Origin of the sequence: Vibrio sp. VGrn 2 (genome assembly GCF_009361695.1) — a bacterium.
Taxonomy (GTDB): Bacteria; Pseudomonadota; Gammaproteobacteria; order Enterobacterales; family Vibrionaceae; genus Vibrio; species Vibrio diabolicus.
Genome location: NZ_RBWD01000004.1, coordinates 235610 through 252409, shown reverse-complemented (window position 1 = coordinate 252409; position 16800 = coordinate 235610). Strand labels below are relative to the sequence as shown.

Below are 16800 nucleotides of genomic sequence, written 5' to 3'. Positions count from 1 at the left end.
TTGTGCTTTCAAAGGATTGATATGTTCAAACTCATTACTCCCAAAACCGATAATCAGATAAACAAGTATTATCAGTTTCGCTGGCAACTGCTTCGTGAGCCATGGCGTATGCCAATTGGCTCTGAACGCGATGAATACGATGAAATGAGCCATCACCGTATGATTGTTGATGGCCGAGGTCGTCCTATGGCGATCGGTCGTTTATACATTACGCCGGATAATGATGGCCAAATCCGCTATATGGCGGTTAAAAATAATCGCCGCAGTAAGGGGATGGGCTCGCTGGTTCTGGTCGCGCTAGAGTCGTTAGCACGCCAAGAAGGGGCGAAGCGCTTGGTGTGTAATGCCCGTGAAGATGCCATCGCCTTTTACGAGAAAAATGGCTTTGAGCGTCGTGGTGAACTGACCGACGAGCGCGGTCCTGTGCGTCACCAGCAAATGGTGAAACCATTGGATCCGATGGCGAATGTGTTGCGTCGCCCAGAATGGTGCACTGAACTTCAGCAGCGCTGGGAGCAACAGATCCCAATTAGCGACAAAATGGGGATAAAAATTAACCAGTACACGGGTTACCAGTTTGAATGCTGCGCGCAACTTAATCCAAACCTTAATCCGCATAACACCATGTTTGCGGGGTCGGCTTTTACTTTAGCTACCTTGACGGGGTGGGGTATGACGTGGCTGCTGCTTAAAGAGCGCGGTTTGCATGGTGATATTGTGTTGGCCGACAGCTCGATTCGTTATCGTCAACCAGTCGAACAAAACCCCGTGGCGAGTACTTCGTTAGATGGGATCAGTGGTGACCTAGATCGATTGGAGTCAGGGCGTAAAGCACGCATCGTCATTCACGTGGTGATTTATAGTGGCGACACGCCAGCCGTAGATTTTGTTGGTACCTATATGCTGATACCGAACTATTCGCAATTACTCAGCTGTTAATTGAGAGGGCGCCTTACTGATCTGTAGGGCGCTTATCTGTTTCGTTTTCTCGCTCTGTCGGTGGGAGGATTTGTTCCTCTGCGGTGGGATCAGTGACAGATGCTTCGTCTTCTTCGACAATTTCTTCGGAAAGCTCTTCCTCTTGAATCTCCACATTGATGTTATCGATCGCAGTTGGCTGCTCAATGGATGATTCATGTGTTTGTGGAGTACTTTCAACATCAGCCGGTTCTTTTGGAGCTGGTGCTTTTAAACACTCATTATGATGGATTTCGCCACTGAGTAGATCGCCTTCAACGCTCCCGCACGAGTCCTTCCATTGATAAACAATGCCATTTAGCGGGTTGTTGGCCATATCAAACTCGCCCCAAACCCTACCACTTATAGCTTTCCCTGAAATGGTGACTGGTTCTATGGCGACTTTCCCTCGTTGTGCGCTTAAACGCAGCGGACTTAAGGTAATGGCTTTGAGTGAATGATTCGCTTGGGATTTAAAACGGGTATCTCGCAGGTTGGCTTCCACTTCACCCGATAAGCTGTAGGCCAGCATGTTGCGATCACCTGATAATCCTTGTAGAGCGAGGCTGAGATCGGAAAAACCATCAATAGCCAGTGTGTCGGGTAAATAATCGTGGAAGAGTGATAAGGGAATGCCATCGGCATTGAGGTTGAGTGCCCAAGGCTGGCTCGGAGTACTTAGGTCTATCTGTCCGATGCCTTCTACGTAGCCTTGCTCGAGTGGTGCAAAAAGGCGTGTCAGTTTCCAAAAGCCATTCTCACTTTGCATGGCAAGTGCAGCATGAGACGTGAGCACTTGGTTATAACTGGCGTTGACAACGCTAGCTTCCAGATCGCCATGCCAAAGGCCCCAACGTTGATTGACCTGTTTAAGATCAAGCTGCTGCCCTTCGATGTTTAAACCGGAGAACTGCCAATAAGGTTCGTGAGATAGCTGAATGATTTGGCTGCGCTCGATGTCGAGTCGTTGGATTGTGACATGATCTAACTTACTGATGGCGGCGTGCCACCAGTTTTGGTTATCTTCAGGTTGTATTGCCCACTTGAGGCCTTGAATGGAAGCTTCTTCGAGTTGCCATTGCGTTGGAGTGAACACCCCAGAGACCTGCACACGACCTTGCTGCCAATCTAAGCTGAGCTCGTTGAGTTGGATTTTTTCAGGCTTGATAACAGCACTTAAACGTGGCTCTATTGCGGTTTGCTGTTGGAATCGGACGCTATCCGCCTGCAATGAAACTTGAGCCGTTGTCTCCCAGAGAGACAGTGGCAGTGTGGCGTTTTCTACGGAGAGCTCTAAGTTTTGCCAGTGCCAATCGCCCCATTCAATATCGGCGTTCAGTAAGTCTAAGCTATTAATGTGATTAATCTGGAATGGCATTGCTTGCCAAGGCTTAGCAAGCAGTGATTGGAGCTGGATATGATTGAGTTGCAACTTATTGATGGTCACATTCACTAAAGACCAGCCTTGTGGATACTGCTCGCCTTGCCCTGAAATTTGACTGTTACGCCACTTAAATGAAGTGCCATAGAGCGTACTGTCTTGCGGTTTGTAGTCCATGTCGACCAAGACCTGATTAAAGGCTTCGCCATTCCAATAGATCTGGTCGGCTGCAAGTTGAACCTCGCCATATGGTATTAACTGGCCATTCCATTGTGGTGATTGAATTTGAAGGTCAATGCCATTACCAGAAAACTGCTCGTCGGCGTAATCAATATTTTTGAGCGCGATTTGATGGAACAAAACGTTATCTAAAGGCGGGAGCTTTGGCGCGCCATACTGCAAATTAAGTCCATCAATCAATAAGCTATCAACGATCCATTTACCATCGCAATAAACATCGGGATTCATCCATAAATCGACTTGCTCGATGTAAGAAGCGTCGTCTACGTTTGTGTTCACACCCTGTAAAGTTAGGTGGTAGGGAAAATCGTAACGCACGCTTTCTGCTTGAAAGGGCAAGGAAATGCTGTTTGATAGCAAACGCCAAGTTGCATCGGCGTAAGATGTTGTTAACAGCGCAATCATAGTGGCCGGAATGGCAACTAAGATAACCAGTAACAGAATTAGAACTCGACGCGCTGTTTTCATCCCTGCTAGAACCTACGTTTACTATTAAATAAAACTAGATAGGCTTTAGCTTGTATCAATATTCTGCGGTATTCAATAAAAAGCCCCTCAAAAGAGGGGCTTGAAGCGGTTTTTTTGTAACTTGGTCTACGTAAAAGTGATAAGTGGCTGACCACTTACCACTGTGGTTTACGCGACGTCGTTGTTACTCGATTTAATCAATCTGAGGGCCAGCGGCAACCAGAGATTTACCTTCCGCATTGTCCGTGTATTTATCAAAGTTATTGATAAAGCGTTCAGCCAAGTCTTTCGCTTTGCTTTCCCACTGAAGTGGATCAACGTACGTGTCACGAGGGTCTAGAATGCTTGGATCCACACCTGGTAGCGAAGTTGGTACTTCAAGGTTGAAGATAGGAATGTGCTTAGTTGGTGCATCTTCAATCGAACCATCAAGAATCGCATCAATAATTCCGCGCGTATCTTGAATCGAGATACGTTTGCCAGTGCCGTTCCAACCTGTGTTCACTAGGTAAGCCTCAGCGCCTGCTGCTTCCATACGTTTAACCAGTACTTCTGCGTATTTAGTTGGGTGAAGCGTTAGAAACGCTGCGCCAAAACATGCAGAGAAGGTTGGTGTAGGCTCAGTAATACCACGCTCTGTTCCTGCCAGTTTTGCAGTAAAGCCAGATAGGAAGTGGTACTTCGTTTGCTCAGGCGTCAATTTAGACACTGGAGGTAGCACACCAAATGCGTCCGCCGATAGGAAGATCACTTTATTCGCGTGACCGCCTTTTGATACTGGCTTAACAATGTTGTCGATATGGTAGATAGGGTAAGAAACACGTGTGTTTTCTGTTTTCGAACCATCATCAAAGTCGATAGAGCCATCGCTACGTACCGTTACGTTTTCTAGCAGTGCATCACGGCGAATTGCGTTGTAGATGTCAGGCTCCGCTTCTTTCGATAGCTTGATGGTTTTCGCGTAACAACCACCTTCGAAGTTGAAGACGCCGTCATCATCCCAACCGTGCTCATCATCACCAATTAGCGCACGTTTAGGGTCAGTTGATAGTGTGGTTTTACCGGTACCAGAGAGACCAAAGAATACCGCTACGTCGCCGTCTTTGCCCATGTTAGCGCTACAGTGCATTGATGCGATGTCTTTTAATGGAAGGAAGTAGTTCATCATTGCGAACATGCCTTTCTTCATCTCACCGCCGTACCAAGTACCACCGATAAGTTGCATGCGCTCGGTTAGGTTAAATACGGTGAAGTTTTCTGAGTTCAGACCTTGCTCTTCCCATTTTGGGTTAGTGCATTTTGCGCCATTCATTACCACGAAGTCTGGTTCAAATGTTGCCAATTCTTCTTCCGTTGGGCGGATAAACATGTTTTTAACGAAGTGCGCTTGCCATGCGACTTCCGTGATAACACGAATGCTCAAACGCGTATCTGGGTTTGCACCACAGTAACCGTCAACAACAAACAAACGTTTGTTAGAAAGCTGGTTTGTGACCAGTTCTTTCAGCTCGTCCCAGACTTCTGGAGTGATTGGCTTGTTGTCATTTTTTACTTGATCAGACGTCCACCACATATGCTCTTCTGTCGTAGCGTCTTTGACGATGTATTTATCTTTTGGTGAGCGACCAGTAAAGATGCCAGTGTCAACGGCAACCGCACCTAGTTCAGTAACCACGCCACGCTCATAACCAGTTAGGTCTTCACGCGTTTCTTCCTCAAACAACATTTCGTAGCTAGGGTTGCGAATAACCTCTTTAACGTTATGCAGTCCGTGCTTGGTTAGATCAAGTGTTGCAGCCTTAGTATGTTCCATAACGGTCATAGGTGCTCCTTATAAGGATTTTTGTAGGGATTTTGTAAGAATGTTTTAATTTTAATCTGCTCACCATGCTAGCAACGGGGCGGGGAGAAAACAGGGAGATAGCTCAAAATTTATCCATGATTTCAATAAGGTTTTAGGTAACCCGTCACATATTGGTGGGAATAGTTTATCGTGCACGCAATCCTTTGCGCTAGGGCAAAATCATTATTAATTGTTTAAAATTAAGCAGTTGTTTTATTACGCTTGAAGCGAGGCATTACGAGGGGTTGATCACAAAAATGCCAGCATTAAGCTGGCATTTTGTAGGGTAAATTACGTGCTTGATAAGCTATGTAAATTAATGCAGGGTTTTCTTGTCCGCAGAAGCTTGTGCATACAGCTCGGTGACTTCCGCTTCGTCGAACGTATAGGTCGTGCCACAGTAATCACAATGTAAAGAAACGGATCCTACTTCAGCCAAAATGTCATAAATTTCAGCTTTCTCAACGGTGATGATAGCGGCACCACTACGATCACGAGAACAGCCACAATGGAATTCGACAGGTTGCGGTTCGTAAAGGCGCACTTTGTCTTGGTTATATAGGCGGTATAGTAGTTCGTTAGCTTCTAGACCAAATAGCTCTTCATCTTTTACCGTGTCAGTCAGTTGCTCTAGATGCTCGAAATCATCTGGTGAACCAGTGCCATCAGGGATTACTTGAATCAACATACCTGCTGCGTGGGCTTTACCTTCGTGCTCGCCCGTGCGGATCCATAGACGCGTTTTTAGCTGCTCTGAGTTTGCGAAGTAGCCTTCTAGTACGTCGGCTAGAGTATCACCTTCTAATCCAACGACACCTTGGTAACGCTCACCGTTTTTTGGTTCGATAGTGATAACGAGGTAACCTTTGCCCATGAGATCGTGGAGGCTTGCATCATCGGCAACATCGCCTTCCCAGCGAGCTACGCCACGAACACGTTGGTTATGGTCACCGTTGATAACGGCAAGAGACACAGGACCGTCGCCTTGCAGCTGGATGGTGATCGAACCTTCGAACTTAAGAGTGGCAGTTAAAAGAGTAGTTGAAACGAGTAGCTCACCCAGCAGTTTCTCTATTGCTGCCGGATATTCCTTGCTGGAGATAACACGTTGGTACGCTTCATCCAATTGTACCAACTCGCCACGTACTGAAAGATCTTCGAATAGGTAGCGGTTTAAAACATTATTTGCCATGGAGTGCTTTCCTCGTTGGTAATTCCGGCTTTTATTGGTGTTTGAACTTAATGATGTCTCTGCGCTGCTTTTTATCTGGGCGGCGTTCCGGACTTGGGTTGTGGGCATTAAGCTTACGTTGAGTCGCGTGTTCCTCACGTTTTGCGATACTCTCATTGGTTTCGCGATATAAGGTTTGTGCGATGGGAGCGCCTCGGCGTTGATCTGAGATTTGTTCGATGATCACGATTTTTTCTTCGTTGCCTTGACGAAGTCTGACTTCAGCGCCCACTTCAACGATTTTACTCGGCTTGCTTCGTTGGCCATTATAGTGGACTTTACCGCCATCGACCATGTTACGCGCGATGGAGCGGGTTTTGTAAAATCTTGCGGCCCATAGCCATTTATCTAGCCTAACGGCTTCATTTAGGGAACTCATAGAACACTACGCTATCTAATCACTGCCCGAATACGGCAATGAGTGATGGATTATTCACCTACAGATGGAGTCAAGGCGTATTTTTTTCAAGGGAGTTGGCAAAAACTGCATAAGAAAAAGGTATGAAAGACAACTTGTGATATAGTTCACTGCTCTTTGTTGAGTAATAATTTTATTGCAAATTTAGCAATTTAAAGTCGATAGCTATCGTTATAGCTTAAATGACGGACGTTAGAATAAAGGAATCCATTCAGTGAAACGTTTAGAGCTAAGTGCAGGATTATCAAGCAGACCGCTACTGGCTCAGATCAAGTCCAATCATTATACCATTCAAGCCAAACTTAGCTTGTTGCTTACCTGTCTGTTTATTGCGATAACCGGATGGATACTTGGCAAAATTGTGTGGTTAGCCATACCTCAATCGTCGGAAGTGCCGCAATGGCGTCCATCGGCGAGTAGCGTTGCTGCGAGCAATAAAGGCGACGCGATAGATTTTAATGCCCTTCAGAATGCCAACCTATTCGGTAAATACACTGAGCAAAAAGCGGCGGTTGTAGAACAGCCTATTGTTAAAGACGCCCCTAAGACGCGCCTTAACCTTACGCTGGTCGGTGCGGTTGCAAGTAGTGATGCCAACACCAGCCTTGCTGTTATTGCTAACCGAGGTAAGCAAGCTACGTACGGTTTGGGTGAAGAAATCGAAGGGACACGTGCGACACTAAAAGCGGTATTGGTGGATCGCGTCATCATTGATAACCAAGGTCGAGACGAGACCTTAATGATGGAAGGTATAGAATATAAGAAGCTATCTGAATCGCCGCAGGTAGCCAGGGCGCAAGCTCAGCGAGCAGAAGCAGCGACGTCTGACGTTGGAGAGAAATTAGAGCAAATCCGCGAGGAAATTGCGAAAGATCCACAAAGCGTTTTTAAATACATCACCATTTCACCCGTCAAAAAAGACGGAGACATTGTTGGTTATCGAGTATCACCTGGTCGTGATGCCGCATTATTTAATGATGTAGGGCTACAACCTGGCGATATTGCGGTTCAACTGAACGGGATCGATTTAAGTGACCCGTCTTCTTCAGTACAACTGATGCAAGTGATGAGCGATCCGCAAGAATTAAATTTAACTGTTGAGCGAGACGGCCAACAGTACGATATCTATATCCAATTGTAAGACTTAGGCAACCGGCGTAAGTTCAGGGAGACATACGTGAAACATTGGTTCAGCAAAAGTGCTTGGCTACTAGCAGGAAGTTTACTCTGCGTACCAGGTGCAATGGCAAACGAATTTAGTGCGAGCTTTAAAGGCACTGATATTCAAGAATTCATCAACATAGTGGGTCGTAACCTCGAAAAGACCATCATTGTTGATCCTTCAGTACGCGGTAAAATCGATGTCCGCAGCTATGACGTTCTTAACGAAGAGCAATACTACAGCTTTTTCCTTAATGTCCTTGAAGTATACGGTTACGCAGTCGTAGAAATGGACAATGGGGTACTTAAGGTTATCAAAGCAAAAGACTCAAAAACCTCAGCAATCCCTGTGTTAGGTGATGGCAGCGCGCAAGGCGATAGTGTTATCACTCGAGTTGTCGCGGTGCGTAATGTGTCGGTTCGAGAGTTGTCTCCTCTACTTCGTCAGCTGATTGATAACGCCGGTGCCGGTAACGTGGTTCATTATGATCCAGCGAATATTATCTTGATCACTGGTCGTGCGGCAGTAGTGAATCGCTTAGCAGAGATCATCAAGCGTGTTGACCAAGCCGGTGATAAAGAAATTGAATTGGTGGAGCTGCGTAATGCATCTGCTGCTGAAATGGTACGCATTGTCGAAGCACTGAATAAAAGTGCGAATCAGAAAAGCACGCCAGAGTTCCTTGAACCTAAAATTGTGGCCGATGAACGTACTAACGCGATTTTAATTTCTGGTGATCCAAAAGTAAGAGCCCGCTTGAAACGTTTAATTCGTCAACTTGATGTTGAAATGGCGACAAAAGGTAACAACCGAGTCGTGTACCTGAAAAATGCGAAAGCTGAAGACTTGGTGGATGTATTGAAAGGTGTTTCCGATAACCTGCAAGCTGAAAAGCAAGCCGGTCAGAAAACATCAGGTGCATCGCGTGGTGAGGTCGTCATTGCTGCTCACGCTGCAACTAACTCGTTAGTTTTAACAGCGCCACCAGATATTATGATGGCATTACAAGACGTCATTTCTCAACTCGATATTCGTCGTGCTCAGGTTCTTATTGAAGCGTTAATTGTCGAAATGTCTGAAGGTGATGGTATTAACCTAGGTGTTCAGTGGGGTTCATTAGAAACGGGTGCTGTAATTCAGTACGGTAACTCAGGAGCCCCGATTGGTCAGGTGATGGTTGGTCTAGAAGAAGCAAAAGATCAAACCCGAACTGAATACTATACCAACTCTAATGGCGAACGAACGCCATATGATGTTACTGAATCAGGTGACTACTCTACGCTAGCGTCAGCACTTAGCGGAGTAAATGGTGCGGCAATGAGTATTGTCATGGGTGACTGGACAGCGCTAATTAGTGCTGTTGCTTCTGACTCCAACTCAAACATTCTATCTTCGCCGAGTATTACCGTAATGGATAATGGCGAAGCATCATTTATTGTGGGTGAAGAGGTTCCGGTTATTACGGGCTCTACGGCTGGCTCAAACAACGACAATCCATTCCAAACGGTTGACCGTAAAGAAGTCGGTATCAAACTCAAAGTAGTGCCACAAATTAACGAAGGTGACTCTGTACAGTTAAACATTGAACAAGAAGTTTCCAACGTATTAGGCGCAAACGGTGCGGTTGACGTTCGCTTTGCTAAACGACAGTTAAACACCTCTGTCATGATCCAAGATGGTCAGATGTTGGTTCTTGGTGGTTTGGTCGATGAACGCGCACTTGAAAGTGAGTCCAAAGTGCCGCTATTGGGTGACATTCCGGTACTTGGCCATCTGTTCAAGTCAACTAGCACGCAAACAGAAAAACGTAACTTGATGGTGTTCATCAAGCCGACGATTATTCGCGATGGTGTGACGGCCGACGGTATTACGCAGCGTAAATACAACTTTATTCGCGCAGAACAGCTTTACAAAGCGGATCAAGGGTTGAAGTTGATGGCTGACGAGAAGATCCCGGTTATGCCTGCCTTTGGCCAGGAGCGTCAGCACCCAACCGAGATCCAAGCGTTTATTGATCAAATGGAAAACAACTAATGGTTGATATGTTAGACACAGCGCCAAGTATGCGTCGTCTGCCATTCAGTTTTGCCAATCGCTTTAAACTGGTGCTGGAGACAGAGCATCCTGAGCGTCCACCTATTCTTTACTATGTCGAGCCGCTTAACCCTGCGGCTCTGGTTGAAGTCCGTCGTGTATTAAAGAAAAGCTTCGTACCACAACCTATCGATAAAGAAGCCTTTGATAAAAAGCTGACCGAAGCATATCAACGTGACTCGTCTGAAGCGCGTCAGTTGATGGAAGATATTGGTGCTGATAGCGATGATTTCTTCTCTTTGGCTGAAGAACTGCCGCACGATGAAGACTTATTAGAATCGGAAGACGATGCGCCAATCATCAAATTGATCAACGCCATGTTGGGCGAAGCGATCAAAGAAGGTGCTTCGGATATTCATATTGAGACGTTCGAGAAAACCCTTTCGATTCGTTTCCGTGTCGATGGCGTATTGCGTGAAGTCCTGACTCCAAGCCGTAAGCTAGCGCCTTTGCTAGTTTCTCGTGTGAAGGTTATGGCTAAACTAGATATCGCAGAAAAGCGTGTGCCTCAAGATGGCCGTATTTCGTTGCGTATCGGTGGTCGTGCGGTGGACGTGCGTGTATCTACGATGCCGTCCTCACATGGTGAGCGCGTGGTAATGCGTTTGTTGGATAAAAACGCGACGCGTCTTGATTTACATAGTTTGGGCATGACACCTTCAGTGCATGACAACTTCCGTCACTTGATTGGCCGCCCTCACGGTATCATCTTGGTGACGGGCCCGACAGGTTCTGGTAAATCCACCACCTTGTATGCTGGCTTGCAAGAGATCAATAGCAACGAGCGCAACATTCTAACGGTTGAAGACCCGATCGAATTTGATATTGATGGCATCGGTCAAACTCAGGTGAACCCAAAGGTCGACATGACTTTTGCGCGTGGTTTGCGTGCCATTCTGCGTCAGGACCCGGATGTGGTGATGGTCGGTGAGATCCGTGACTTAGAAACCGCACAAATTGCAGTGCAAGCGTCCTTAACGGGTCACTTGGTAATGTCTACTCTCCACACCAACACCGCAGTGGGTGCGATTACGCGTCTACGTGATATGGGTATTGAGCCATTCCTTATTTCTTCTTCGTTATTAGGGGTGCTAGCGCAGCGCTTAGTTCGAACGCTTTGTCCAAGCTGTAAAGAGCCGTATGAAGCCGATGCTGAACAGAAGAAACTGTTTGGTATGGAAGCGCATGAACCACTAGAGCTACACCGTGCTAAAGGCTGCGAAGCGTGTAACCAAAAAGGTTACCGAGGTCGAACAGGTATCCACGAGCTCATTATGGTCGATGAGCAAGTGCAAGAATTGATTCACCGAGAGTCTGGTGAGCAAGAAATTGAGAGAGCCGTTCGCGCCCATACGCCAAGTATTCGCAGTGATGGTCTAAGCAAAGTACGTCGTGGTATTACGTCACTTGAAGAAGTGATGCGAGTGACGAAGGAAACCTAATGGCGGCATTTGAGTACAAAGCGCTAGATGCAAAAGGCAAGCATAAAAAAGGCACGATAGAAGGGGACAACGCCCGACAAGTGCGCCAGCGACTCAAAGAGCAAGGGATGATCCCGATTGAAGTGGTTGAGACGAAAGCTAAATCGGCTAAGTCTTCAGGCTCAGTCAGCTTTAAGCGCGGCATCTCAACATCTGAGCTGGCACTCATCACACGTCAATTGTCTACGCTAGTCCAATCAGGAATGCCTTTGGAAGAGTGTTTGCGTGCGGTCTCTGAGCAGGCTGAAAAGCCGAGGATTCGTTCTATGTTGGCTGCGGTTCGCTCGAAAGTAACCGAGGGTTATCCGCTCGCCGACAGTTTTGCCGATTACCCACACGTGTTTGATGAACTGTACCGCTCCATGGTTGCGGCGGGCGAAAAATCAGGTCACCTCGATACCGTATTAGAGCGTTTGGCAGACTATGTCGAAAACCGCCAAAAGATGCGATCTAAATTGCTTCAAGCAATGATTTATCCTGTAGTTTTGGTGGTATTCGCGGTTGTCATCGTTTCGTTCTTATTGGCGACAGTGGTTCCTAAAATCATTGAACCCATCATTCAGATGGGCCAAGAGTTACCTCAATCGACGCAATTTTTACTGGCAGCCAGTGAGTTTGTGCAAGGTTGGGGGCTGATTATTTTCGTTGTGCTGGTGGCGCTTTTCTATGGCCTCAAACTGGCGTTGCAAAAGCCAGACTTTCGCTTAGCTTGGGACAGAAAAATCTTGAGCTTACCGCTAATAGGTAAGATCTCTCGAGGTTTGAATACCGCACGATTCGCGCGAACACTTTCGATCTGTACTTCCAGTGCGATTCCAATTCTCGAGGGTATGCGCGTTGCGGTAGATGTTATGTCTAACCGTTATGTGAAGCAGCAAGTGTTGCTTGCAGCGGATAACGTTCGAGAGGGCGCTAGTTTGCGTAAGGCGTTGGACCAAACCCGCTTGTTTCCACCAATGATGCTACACATGATCGCCAGTGGTGAGCAAAGTGGTGAATTAGAGAGCATGTTGACGCGGGCTGCCGATAACCAAGATCAAAACTTTGAATCAACAGTCAATATTGCTCTGGGGGTGTTTACTCCTGCGCTGATTGCATTAATGGCTGGATTAGTGTTGTTCATTGTGATGGCGACCTTGATGCCAATGCTAGAAATGAATAATTTGATGAGCGGATAATTTCGAATTAAGACGTGTCTACTAACGGCATGGCTTTAATCTAACTTTCGGAGAAAAAAATGAAGTTTAAGCGTAGTAAACAACAGGGTTTTACACTTTTAGAAGTGATGGTTGTTGTCGTTATCCTTGGTATTTTGGCAAGTTTCGTTGTTCCAAACCTATTGGGTAACAAAGAGAAGGCTGACCAACAAAAAGCGATTACGGACATCGTAGCGCTGGAAAATGCCCTAGATATGTACAAGTTGGATAACAGCGTTTACCCAACAACGGACCAAGGTCTAGAAGCATTGGTTAGCAAGCCATCTAACCCAGAGCCACGCAATTACCGTGATGGTGGTTACATCAAACGTCTTCCTAATGACCCTTGGGGCAACCAGTACCAATACTTAAGCCCAGGTGATAACGGTACAATCGATATCTTCACTCTAGGCGCAGATGGCCAAGAGGGTGGAGAAGGTCCAGCTGCAGATATTGGCAACTGGAACATGCAAGACTTCCAATAATTGAGCCTAAGCCAGCACTAATGAAACAAATGCGAAAACATAACGGTTTTACATTGATAGAAATTCTATTGGTGCTGGTTTTGCTATCTCTTACGGCTGTGGCCGTGATCTCGACGTTACCGACTAGCCAAAAAGATCTTTCCAAACAGTATGCTCAAAGCTTTTTTCAGCGTTTACAGCTGCTCAATGAAGAAGCTGTGCTGAGCGGTAAAGATTTTGGCGTTCGAGTGGATGATGCCAAATCGACCTACGCTCTACTGAGTTTAACCTCAGAAGGTTGGCAGCCTCTGAAATTAAAGCAGATTCCGAGCAAAACCAAGCTAGAAGAAGATGTTACGCTACAACTCGAGCTCGGAGGTGGTGCTTGGGATAATGATGAGCGCTTATTCAAACCAGGTTCTCTTTTTGATGAAGACATGTTCGCAGAAGAAGAGGACGAAAAGAAAATTGAGCCACCGCAAGTGTTTATCTTTTCCAGCGCCGAAGTCACGCCATTTACCCTGTCTTTTTTTCCGCAAAATGGTGATGCCTTTAATGACGGTTGGCGAGTCATTGGCAAAGAAAGTGGACAAATTTTGTTATTAGCTCCGGGCGAAGAAGTGAAAGAGGATGAGAATGCGCAATTTTAAGCAAGCTCGCCCAAATTTGAGTCATCGCCGGACGAGAGGCATGACCTTACTGGAAGTATTGGTCGCACTGGCAATTTTCGCCACCGCTGCCATCAGTGTTATTCGCTCCGTGAGCCAGCATATTAATACAATCAGTTATTTAGAAGAAAAAATGTTTGCAGCCATGGTTGTGGATAATCAGATGGCAAATGTGATGTTGAATACCGGAGAACTCAAAGCGAAAAACGGCACAGAAGAGCTGGCAGGACGCACTTGGTTCTGGAAAGTCACGCCAGTCGCCACGACGCAGCCATTGCTGAAAGCATTTGATGTGAGCGTCTCGGTAGAGAAAAGCGCGAGCCCTGTAGTAACGGTACGAAGCTATGTGGCGCAATAATCATCTCCGCGCAAATACGCGCCAAAGGGTAAAAGGTTTTACACTTATTGAAGTGTTGGTATCGATTGCCATCTTTGCCAGTTTAAGTGTCGCTGCGTACCAAGTGGTATCGCAAGTACAGCGTAGCAATGCGCTATCACAAGAACGAACCCAACGCTTAAACGAAATTCAGCGTGCCATGGTGATGATGGATAACGATTTTCGTCAAATGGCGATGCGTCAAACACGTACTAATGGTGAAGAGCCTGCTAGCCGGCTAATTTTTTGGTCCGATTACCTGTTGGACTCCGATACTAAAGGGCTGATGTTTGCCCGTTTAGGTTGGCACAACCCTCAGCAGCAGTTCCCTCGTGGAGAAGTAACCAAGGTTGGCTATCGCTTAAAAGAAGAAACACTGCAGCGAGTATGGTGGCGCTATCCTGATACGCCGGTTGGGCAACAAGGTACTGTTACTCCATTGCTAACGCAGGTCGAGTCATTTGATATGCGTTTCTATGATGGTAAGCAATGGAAAAAAGAGTGGGCTGAAGAAAAAGCGCTGCCGAAAGCGGTTTCTGTTGTTCTCACTCTCAAAGACTATGGAGAAATTGCCCGCACTTATCTCACTCCTGATGGCACATTGAGTCAGAAAGATGAAAGTTCAGGAGACAGCAATAATGGTTAACCGTCAACGCGGTGTTGCTTTGATTATAGTGTTGATGTTGCTGGCGATTATGGCGACGGTTGCTGCCAGTATGTCGGAACGTTTGTTCTTGCAGTTTCAGCGAGGCGCTAATCAAATCAATTACCAGCAAGCGTACTGGTACAGCCTTGGCGTCGAGGCGCTAGCAAAAGTGGGTATCGAACAAAGTTATAAAGACACCGACACGATTAATATGAGTCAACCGTGGGCGATAAAAGAGCAAGTCTATCCGTTAGATTATGGTCAAGCGGCGGGACGAATTAGAGACAAGCAAGCGTGCTTTAATCTAAATGTATTGAGTCGTGTGCAACCAACGGGTCAGCAAATTACAAGACCATATTTAGTGAATGTATTGCAGCGCCTATTAGAAGAGTTGGATGTCGAGCCATATCAAGCAGAAATCATTGCAGACTCTACTTGGGAATACATTGATGCTGATGACTCTGTCCGTTCGACTACTGGGGTTGAAGACAGCACATATGAAGCGATGAAACCTTCCTATTTGGCATCAAATGGTTGGATGGCAGATGCTTCCGAGTTACGGGCTGTCTATCAGGTGAGCGGTGAAATTTTCCAAAAATTGGAGCCGCTGGTCTGTGCATTACCAAGTGATGACTGGCGTTTAAACGTGAATACGATTGATGTTGAGCAAGCTCCGATTTTGGTGGCAATGTTCTCACCAAACTTAAGCAGTAGTGATGCGATTCAGCTAATTGAAAAACGCCCATTTGATGGGTGGGATAGCATTGATGAATTTTTAGCAGAGTCAGAAATGGCTGGCTTAAGTGAAGATGTAAAGAAAAACGCCAAAGGCTATTTGGGTGTGGATAGCGCCTTTTTTGAATTGGATGCACAAGTGTTGGTGGATGAATCACGTGTACGTATCCGAAGCCTTTTGCAAAGTACAAATAGAGAAACGGTGACCGTAGTTCGCCGTCGTTTTGGAGGGATCAGTGAGCGAGTTTCTGACCGTTCGGCTGAGTAGCGAACAACAAAGTACCATTCCTTGGGTGGTGTGGTCGACAGATCAACAGGAAGTGATTGCTAGCGGTGAAATCGCCGGGTGGGAACACTTAGATGAATTGGTCTCATATGCTGGTCAGCGCCAAGTTGTGGCGCTGTTGGCGAGTAATGATGTGGTCCTGACGCAAGTGGATATACCACCTGGTGCAACACGCCAATTCGAGGCGATGTTACCGTACTTAGTGGAAGACGAAGTTGCTCAGGACGTTGATGGCCTGCACTTTAGCGTGTTGGGTAAACAAGCGGATAAAGCGCAGATTTGCGCAGTTGAACGTGCTTGGATTCAGACTGTACTGCAACGTTTCTCAAGCCAAGGTATCGCCATTAAACGCATTTTACCCGATGTGCTTGCGTTACCGGTTCGTGGAGATCACAGCAGTGCTGCAATGATTGGCGAGCAATGGCTAATTCGTCACTCTGCGACAGAGGGCGCGGTTGTCGACGCTTCTTGGTTAGACCTTTACCTCTCTTCTTATCTACAAAATCATGAAGGTTGGAAGCTCGATTGCTATAGCTCGGTCCCGGAATCTGCGTTACCTGAAATATGGGAGCCGCAACCAGAAGAAATGACGATGGCTTTACTGGCGAAGGGGGTGACAGAAAGCAAAGTCAATTTGCTGACTGGGATCTTCAAGCCGAAATCTTCTTGGGGTAAATACTGGAAGCTCTGGCAAAAAGCCACCATTGCTGCGGGGGTGCTTATTGTCGTCATGGTTGCGCAGCAGTTGCTCGTGGTCCACAAGTACGAAGCACAAGCTCAAGCGTATCGTGAGGAGAGTGAGCGTATTTTCCGCCAGGTGTTCCCAAATAAACGACGCATTCCTACCGTTAGTTACCTCAAACGACAAATGGATGATGAAGAGCGCCGCTTATCTGGTGGAAGTGGTCAGCAGGCAATGTTGTCATGGTTGGCGGCATTACCCGCGACGCTTGGTCAGGTCAGCGACTTGGAGATCACTAGCTTTAAATACGACGGACAACGTGGCGAAGTACGTATTCAGGCTCGTAGTTCAGACTTCCAACCTTTTGAGCAGGCTCGTGTGAAATTGGCAGAGAAGTTTAATGTTGAGCAAGGTCAGTTGAACCGTAGCGATAACGTTGTGGTTGGCAGCTTTGTTTTGAAGCGTTTGTGAG

Annotated in this window: 15 protein-coding genes; 11 read left to right on the top strand and 4 right to left on the bottom strand. The window is 46.6% G+C overall.

Going from position 1 to position 16800, the window contains the following annotated elements; translation table 11 throughout:
- Positions 1–21 precede the first annotated feature (21 nt).
- Positions 22–939 carry a bifunctional GNAT family N-acetyltransferase/hotdog fold thioesterase gene (locus D8S93_RS09800; RefSeq protein WP_005395003.1) on the top strand — a complete coding sequence of 306 codons (918 nt, stop codon included), beginning with the start codon at positions 22–24 and terminating at the stop codon, positions 937–939.
- A gap of 13 nt (positions 940–952) precedes the next feature.
- Here the strand turns inward: D8S93_RS09800 and D8S93_RS09795 are convergent, their stop codons facing one another.
- The 4 genes from D8S93_RS09795 to hslR form a co-directional block, all read right to left on the bottom strand.
- The gene (locus D8S93_RS09795) at positions 953–3046 is read right to left on the bottom strand and encodes an AsmA family protein (protein ID WP_152812963.1); all 2094 of its coding nucleotides are present in this window, start codon (positions 3044–3046) and stop codon (positions 953–955) included.
- A gap of 193 nt (positions 3047–3239) precedes the next feature.
- A complete protein-coding gene (pckA, locus tag D8S93_RS09790; protein WP_005395000.1) occupies positions 3240–4868 on the bottom strand; it encodes a phosphoenolpyruvate carboxykinase (ATP) in 1629 nt (542 codons plus the stop codon).
- Between the two features lie 337 nt (positions 4869–5205).
- Positions 5206–6081 (bottom strand): Hsp33 family molecular chaperone HslO, encoded by an 876-nt coding sequence (hslO, locus tag D8S93_RS09785; protein ID WP_152812961.1) that lies wholly within the window; start codon positions 6079–6081, stop codon positions 5206–5208.
- Positions 6082–6112: 31 nt separating this feature from the next.
- Complete coding sequence (gene hslR, locus D8S93_RS09780) at positions 6113–6499, bottom strand: ribosome-associated heat shock protein Hsp15 (protein WP_005379292.1); 387 nt, start codon at positions 6497–6499, stop codon at positions 6113–6115.
- Between the two features lie 253 nt (positions 6500–6752).
- Here hslR and gspC point away from each other — a divergent pair, with 253 nt between their 5' ends.
- From gspC to gspL, 10 genes are read left to right on the top strand one after another with little or no spacing between them, the layout of a single operon-like run.
- Positions 6753–7679: a type II secretion system protein GspC gene (gene gspC / locus D8S93_RS09775; RefSeq protein ID WP_005379294.1), complete on the top strand. Its 927-nt coding sequence runs from the start codon at positions 6753–6755 to the stop codon at positions 7677–7679.
- Between the two features lie 36 nt (positions 7680–7715).
- The gene (gene gspD / locus D8S93_RS09770; RefSeq protein WP_005379295.1) at positions 7716–9734 is read left to right on the top strand and encodes a type II secretion system secretin GspD; all 2019 of its coding nucleotides are present in this window, start codon (positions 7716–7718) and stop codon (positions 9732–9734) included.
- Positions 9734–11236, top strand: a complete 1503-nt coding sequence (gene gspE / locus D8S93_RS09765) for a type II secretion system ATPase GspE (protein ID WP_005379296.1) — start codon at positions 9734–9736, stop codon at positions 11234–11236. The genes gspD and gspE overlap by 1 nt, the downstream gene beginning before the upstream one ends.
- Positions 11236–12453: a type II secretion system inner membrane protein GspF gene (gene gspF, locus D8S93_RS09760; protein ID WP_025768303.1), complete on the top strand. Its 1218-nt coding sequence runs from the start codon at positions 11236–11238 to the stop codon at positions 12451–12453. Before gspE ends, gspF begins: the two co-directional genes overlap by 1 nt.
- A gap of 59 nt (positions 12454–12512) precedes the next feature.
- Positions 12513–12956: a type II secretion system major pseudopilin GspG gene (gspG, locus tag D8S93_RS09755; RefSeq protein ID WP_005379298.1), complete on the top strand. Its 444-nt coding sequence runs from the start codon at positions 12513–12515 to the stop codon at positions 12954–12956.
- A 29-nt stretch (positions 12957–12985) separates the two neighbouring features.
- Complete coding sequence (gene gspH / locus D8S93_RS09750) at positions 12986–13585, top strand: type II secretion system minor pseudopilin GspH (RefSeq protein WP_044129564.1); 600 nt, start codon at positions 12986–12988, stop codon at positions 13583–13585.
- The gene (gene gspI, locus D8S93_RS09745; protein ID WP_017635009.1) at positions 13572–13961 is read left to right on the top strand and encodes a type II secretion system minor pseudopilin GspI; all 390 of its coding nucleotides are present in this window, start codon (positions 13572–13574) and stop codon (positions 13959–13961) included. Before gspH ends, gspI begins: the two co-directional genes overlap by 14 nt.
- Positions 13948–14625 (top strand): type II secretion system minor pseudopilin GspJ, encoded by a 678-nt coding sequence (gene gspJ, locus D8S93_RS09740; protein ID WP_025768305.1) that lies wholly within the window; start codon positions 13948–13950, stop codon positions 14623–14625. Before gspI ends, gspJ begins: the two co-directional genes overlap by 14 nt.
- Complete coding sequence (gspK, locus tag D8S93_RS09735) at positions 14618–15628, top strand: type II secretion system minor pseudopilin GspK (RefSeq protein ID WP_005379302.1); 1011 nt, start codon at positions 14618–14620, stop codon at positions 15626–15628. The genes gspJ and gspK overlap by 8 nt, the downstream gene beginning before the upstream one ends.
- Positions 15597–16799 carry a type II secretion system protein GspL gene (gene gspL, locus D8S93_RS09730; RefSeq protein ID WP_025768306.1) on the top strand — a complete coding sequence of 401 codons (1203 nt, stop codon included), beginning with the start codon at positions 15597–15599 and terminating at the stop codon, positions 16797–16799. The genes gspK and gspL overlap by 32 nt, the downstream gene beginning before the upstream one ends.
- Position 16800 lies beyond the last annotated feature (1 nt).

Coding starts and splice junctions, on each gene's coding strand:
- D8S93_RS09800 (WP_005395003.1), top strand. CDS start 22: ATGTTCAAACTCATTACTCCCAAAACCGATAATCAGATAAACAAGTAT.
- D8S93_RS09795 (WP_152812963.1), bottom strand. CDS start 3,046: ATGAAAACAGCGCGTCGAGTTCTAATTCTGTTACTGGTTATCTTAGTT.
- pckA (WP_005395000.1), bottom strand. CDS start 4,868: ATGACCGTTATGGAACATACTAAGGCTGCAACACTTGATCTAACCAAG.
- hslO (WP_152812961.1), bottom strand. CDS start 6,081: ATGGCAAATAATGTTTTAAACCGCTACCTATTCGAAGATCTTTCAGTA.
- hslR (WP_005379292.1), bottom strand. CDS start 6,499: ATGAGTTCCCTAAATGAAGCCGTTAGGCTAGATAAATGGCTATGGGCC.
- gspE (WP_005379296.1), top strand. CDS start 9,734: ATGGTTGATATGTTAGACACAGCGCCAAGTATGCGTCGTCTGCCATTC.
- gspF (WP_025768303.1), top strand. CDS start 11,236: ATGGCGGCATTTGAGTACAAAGCGCTAGATGCAAAAGGCAAGCATAAA.
- gspG (WP_005379298.1), top strand. CDS start 12,513: ATGAAGTTTAAGCGTAGTAAACAACAGGGTTTTACACTTTTAGAAGTG.
- gspH (WP_044129564.1), top strand. CDS start 12,986: ATGCGAAAACATAACGGTTTTACATTGATAGAAATTCTATTGGTGCTG.
- gspI (WP_017635009.1), top strand. CDS start 13,572: ATGCGCAATTTTAAGCAAGCTCGCCCAAATTTGAGTCATCGCCGGACG.
- gspJ (WP_025768305.1), top strand. CDS start 13,948: ATGTGGCGCAATAATCATCTCCGCGCAAATACGCGCCAAAGGGTAAAA.
- gspK (WP_005379302.1), top strand. CDS start 14,618: ATGGTTAACCGTCAACGCGGTGTTGCTTTGATTATAGTGTTGATGTTG.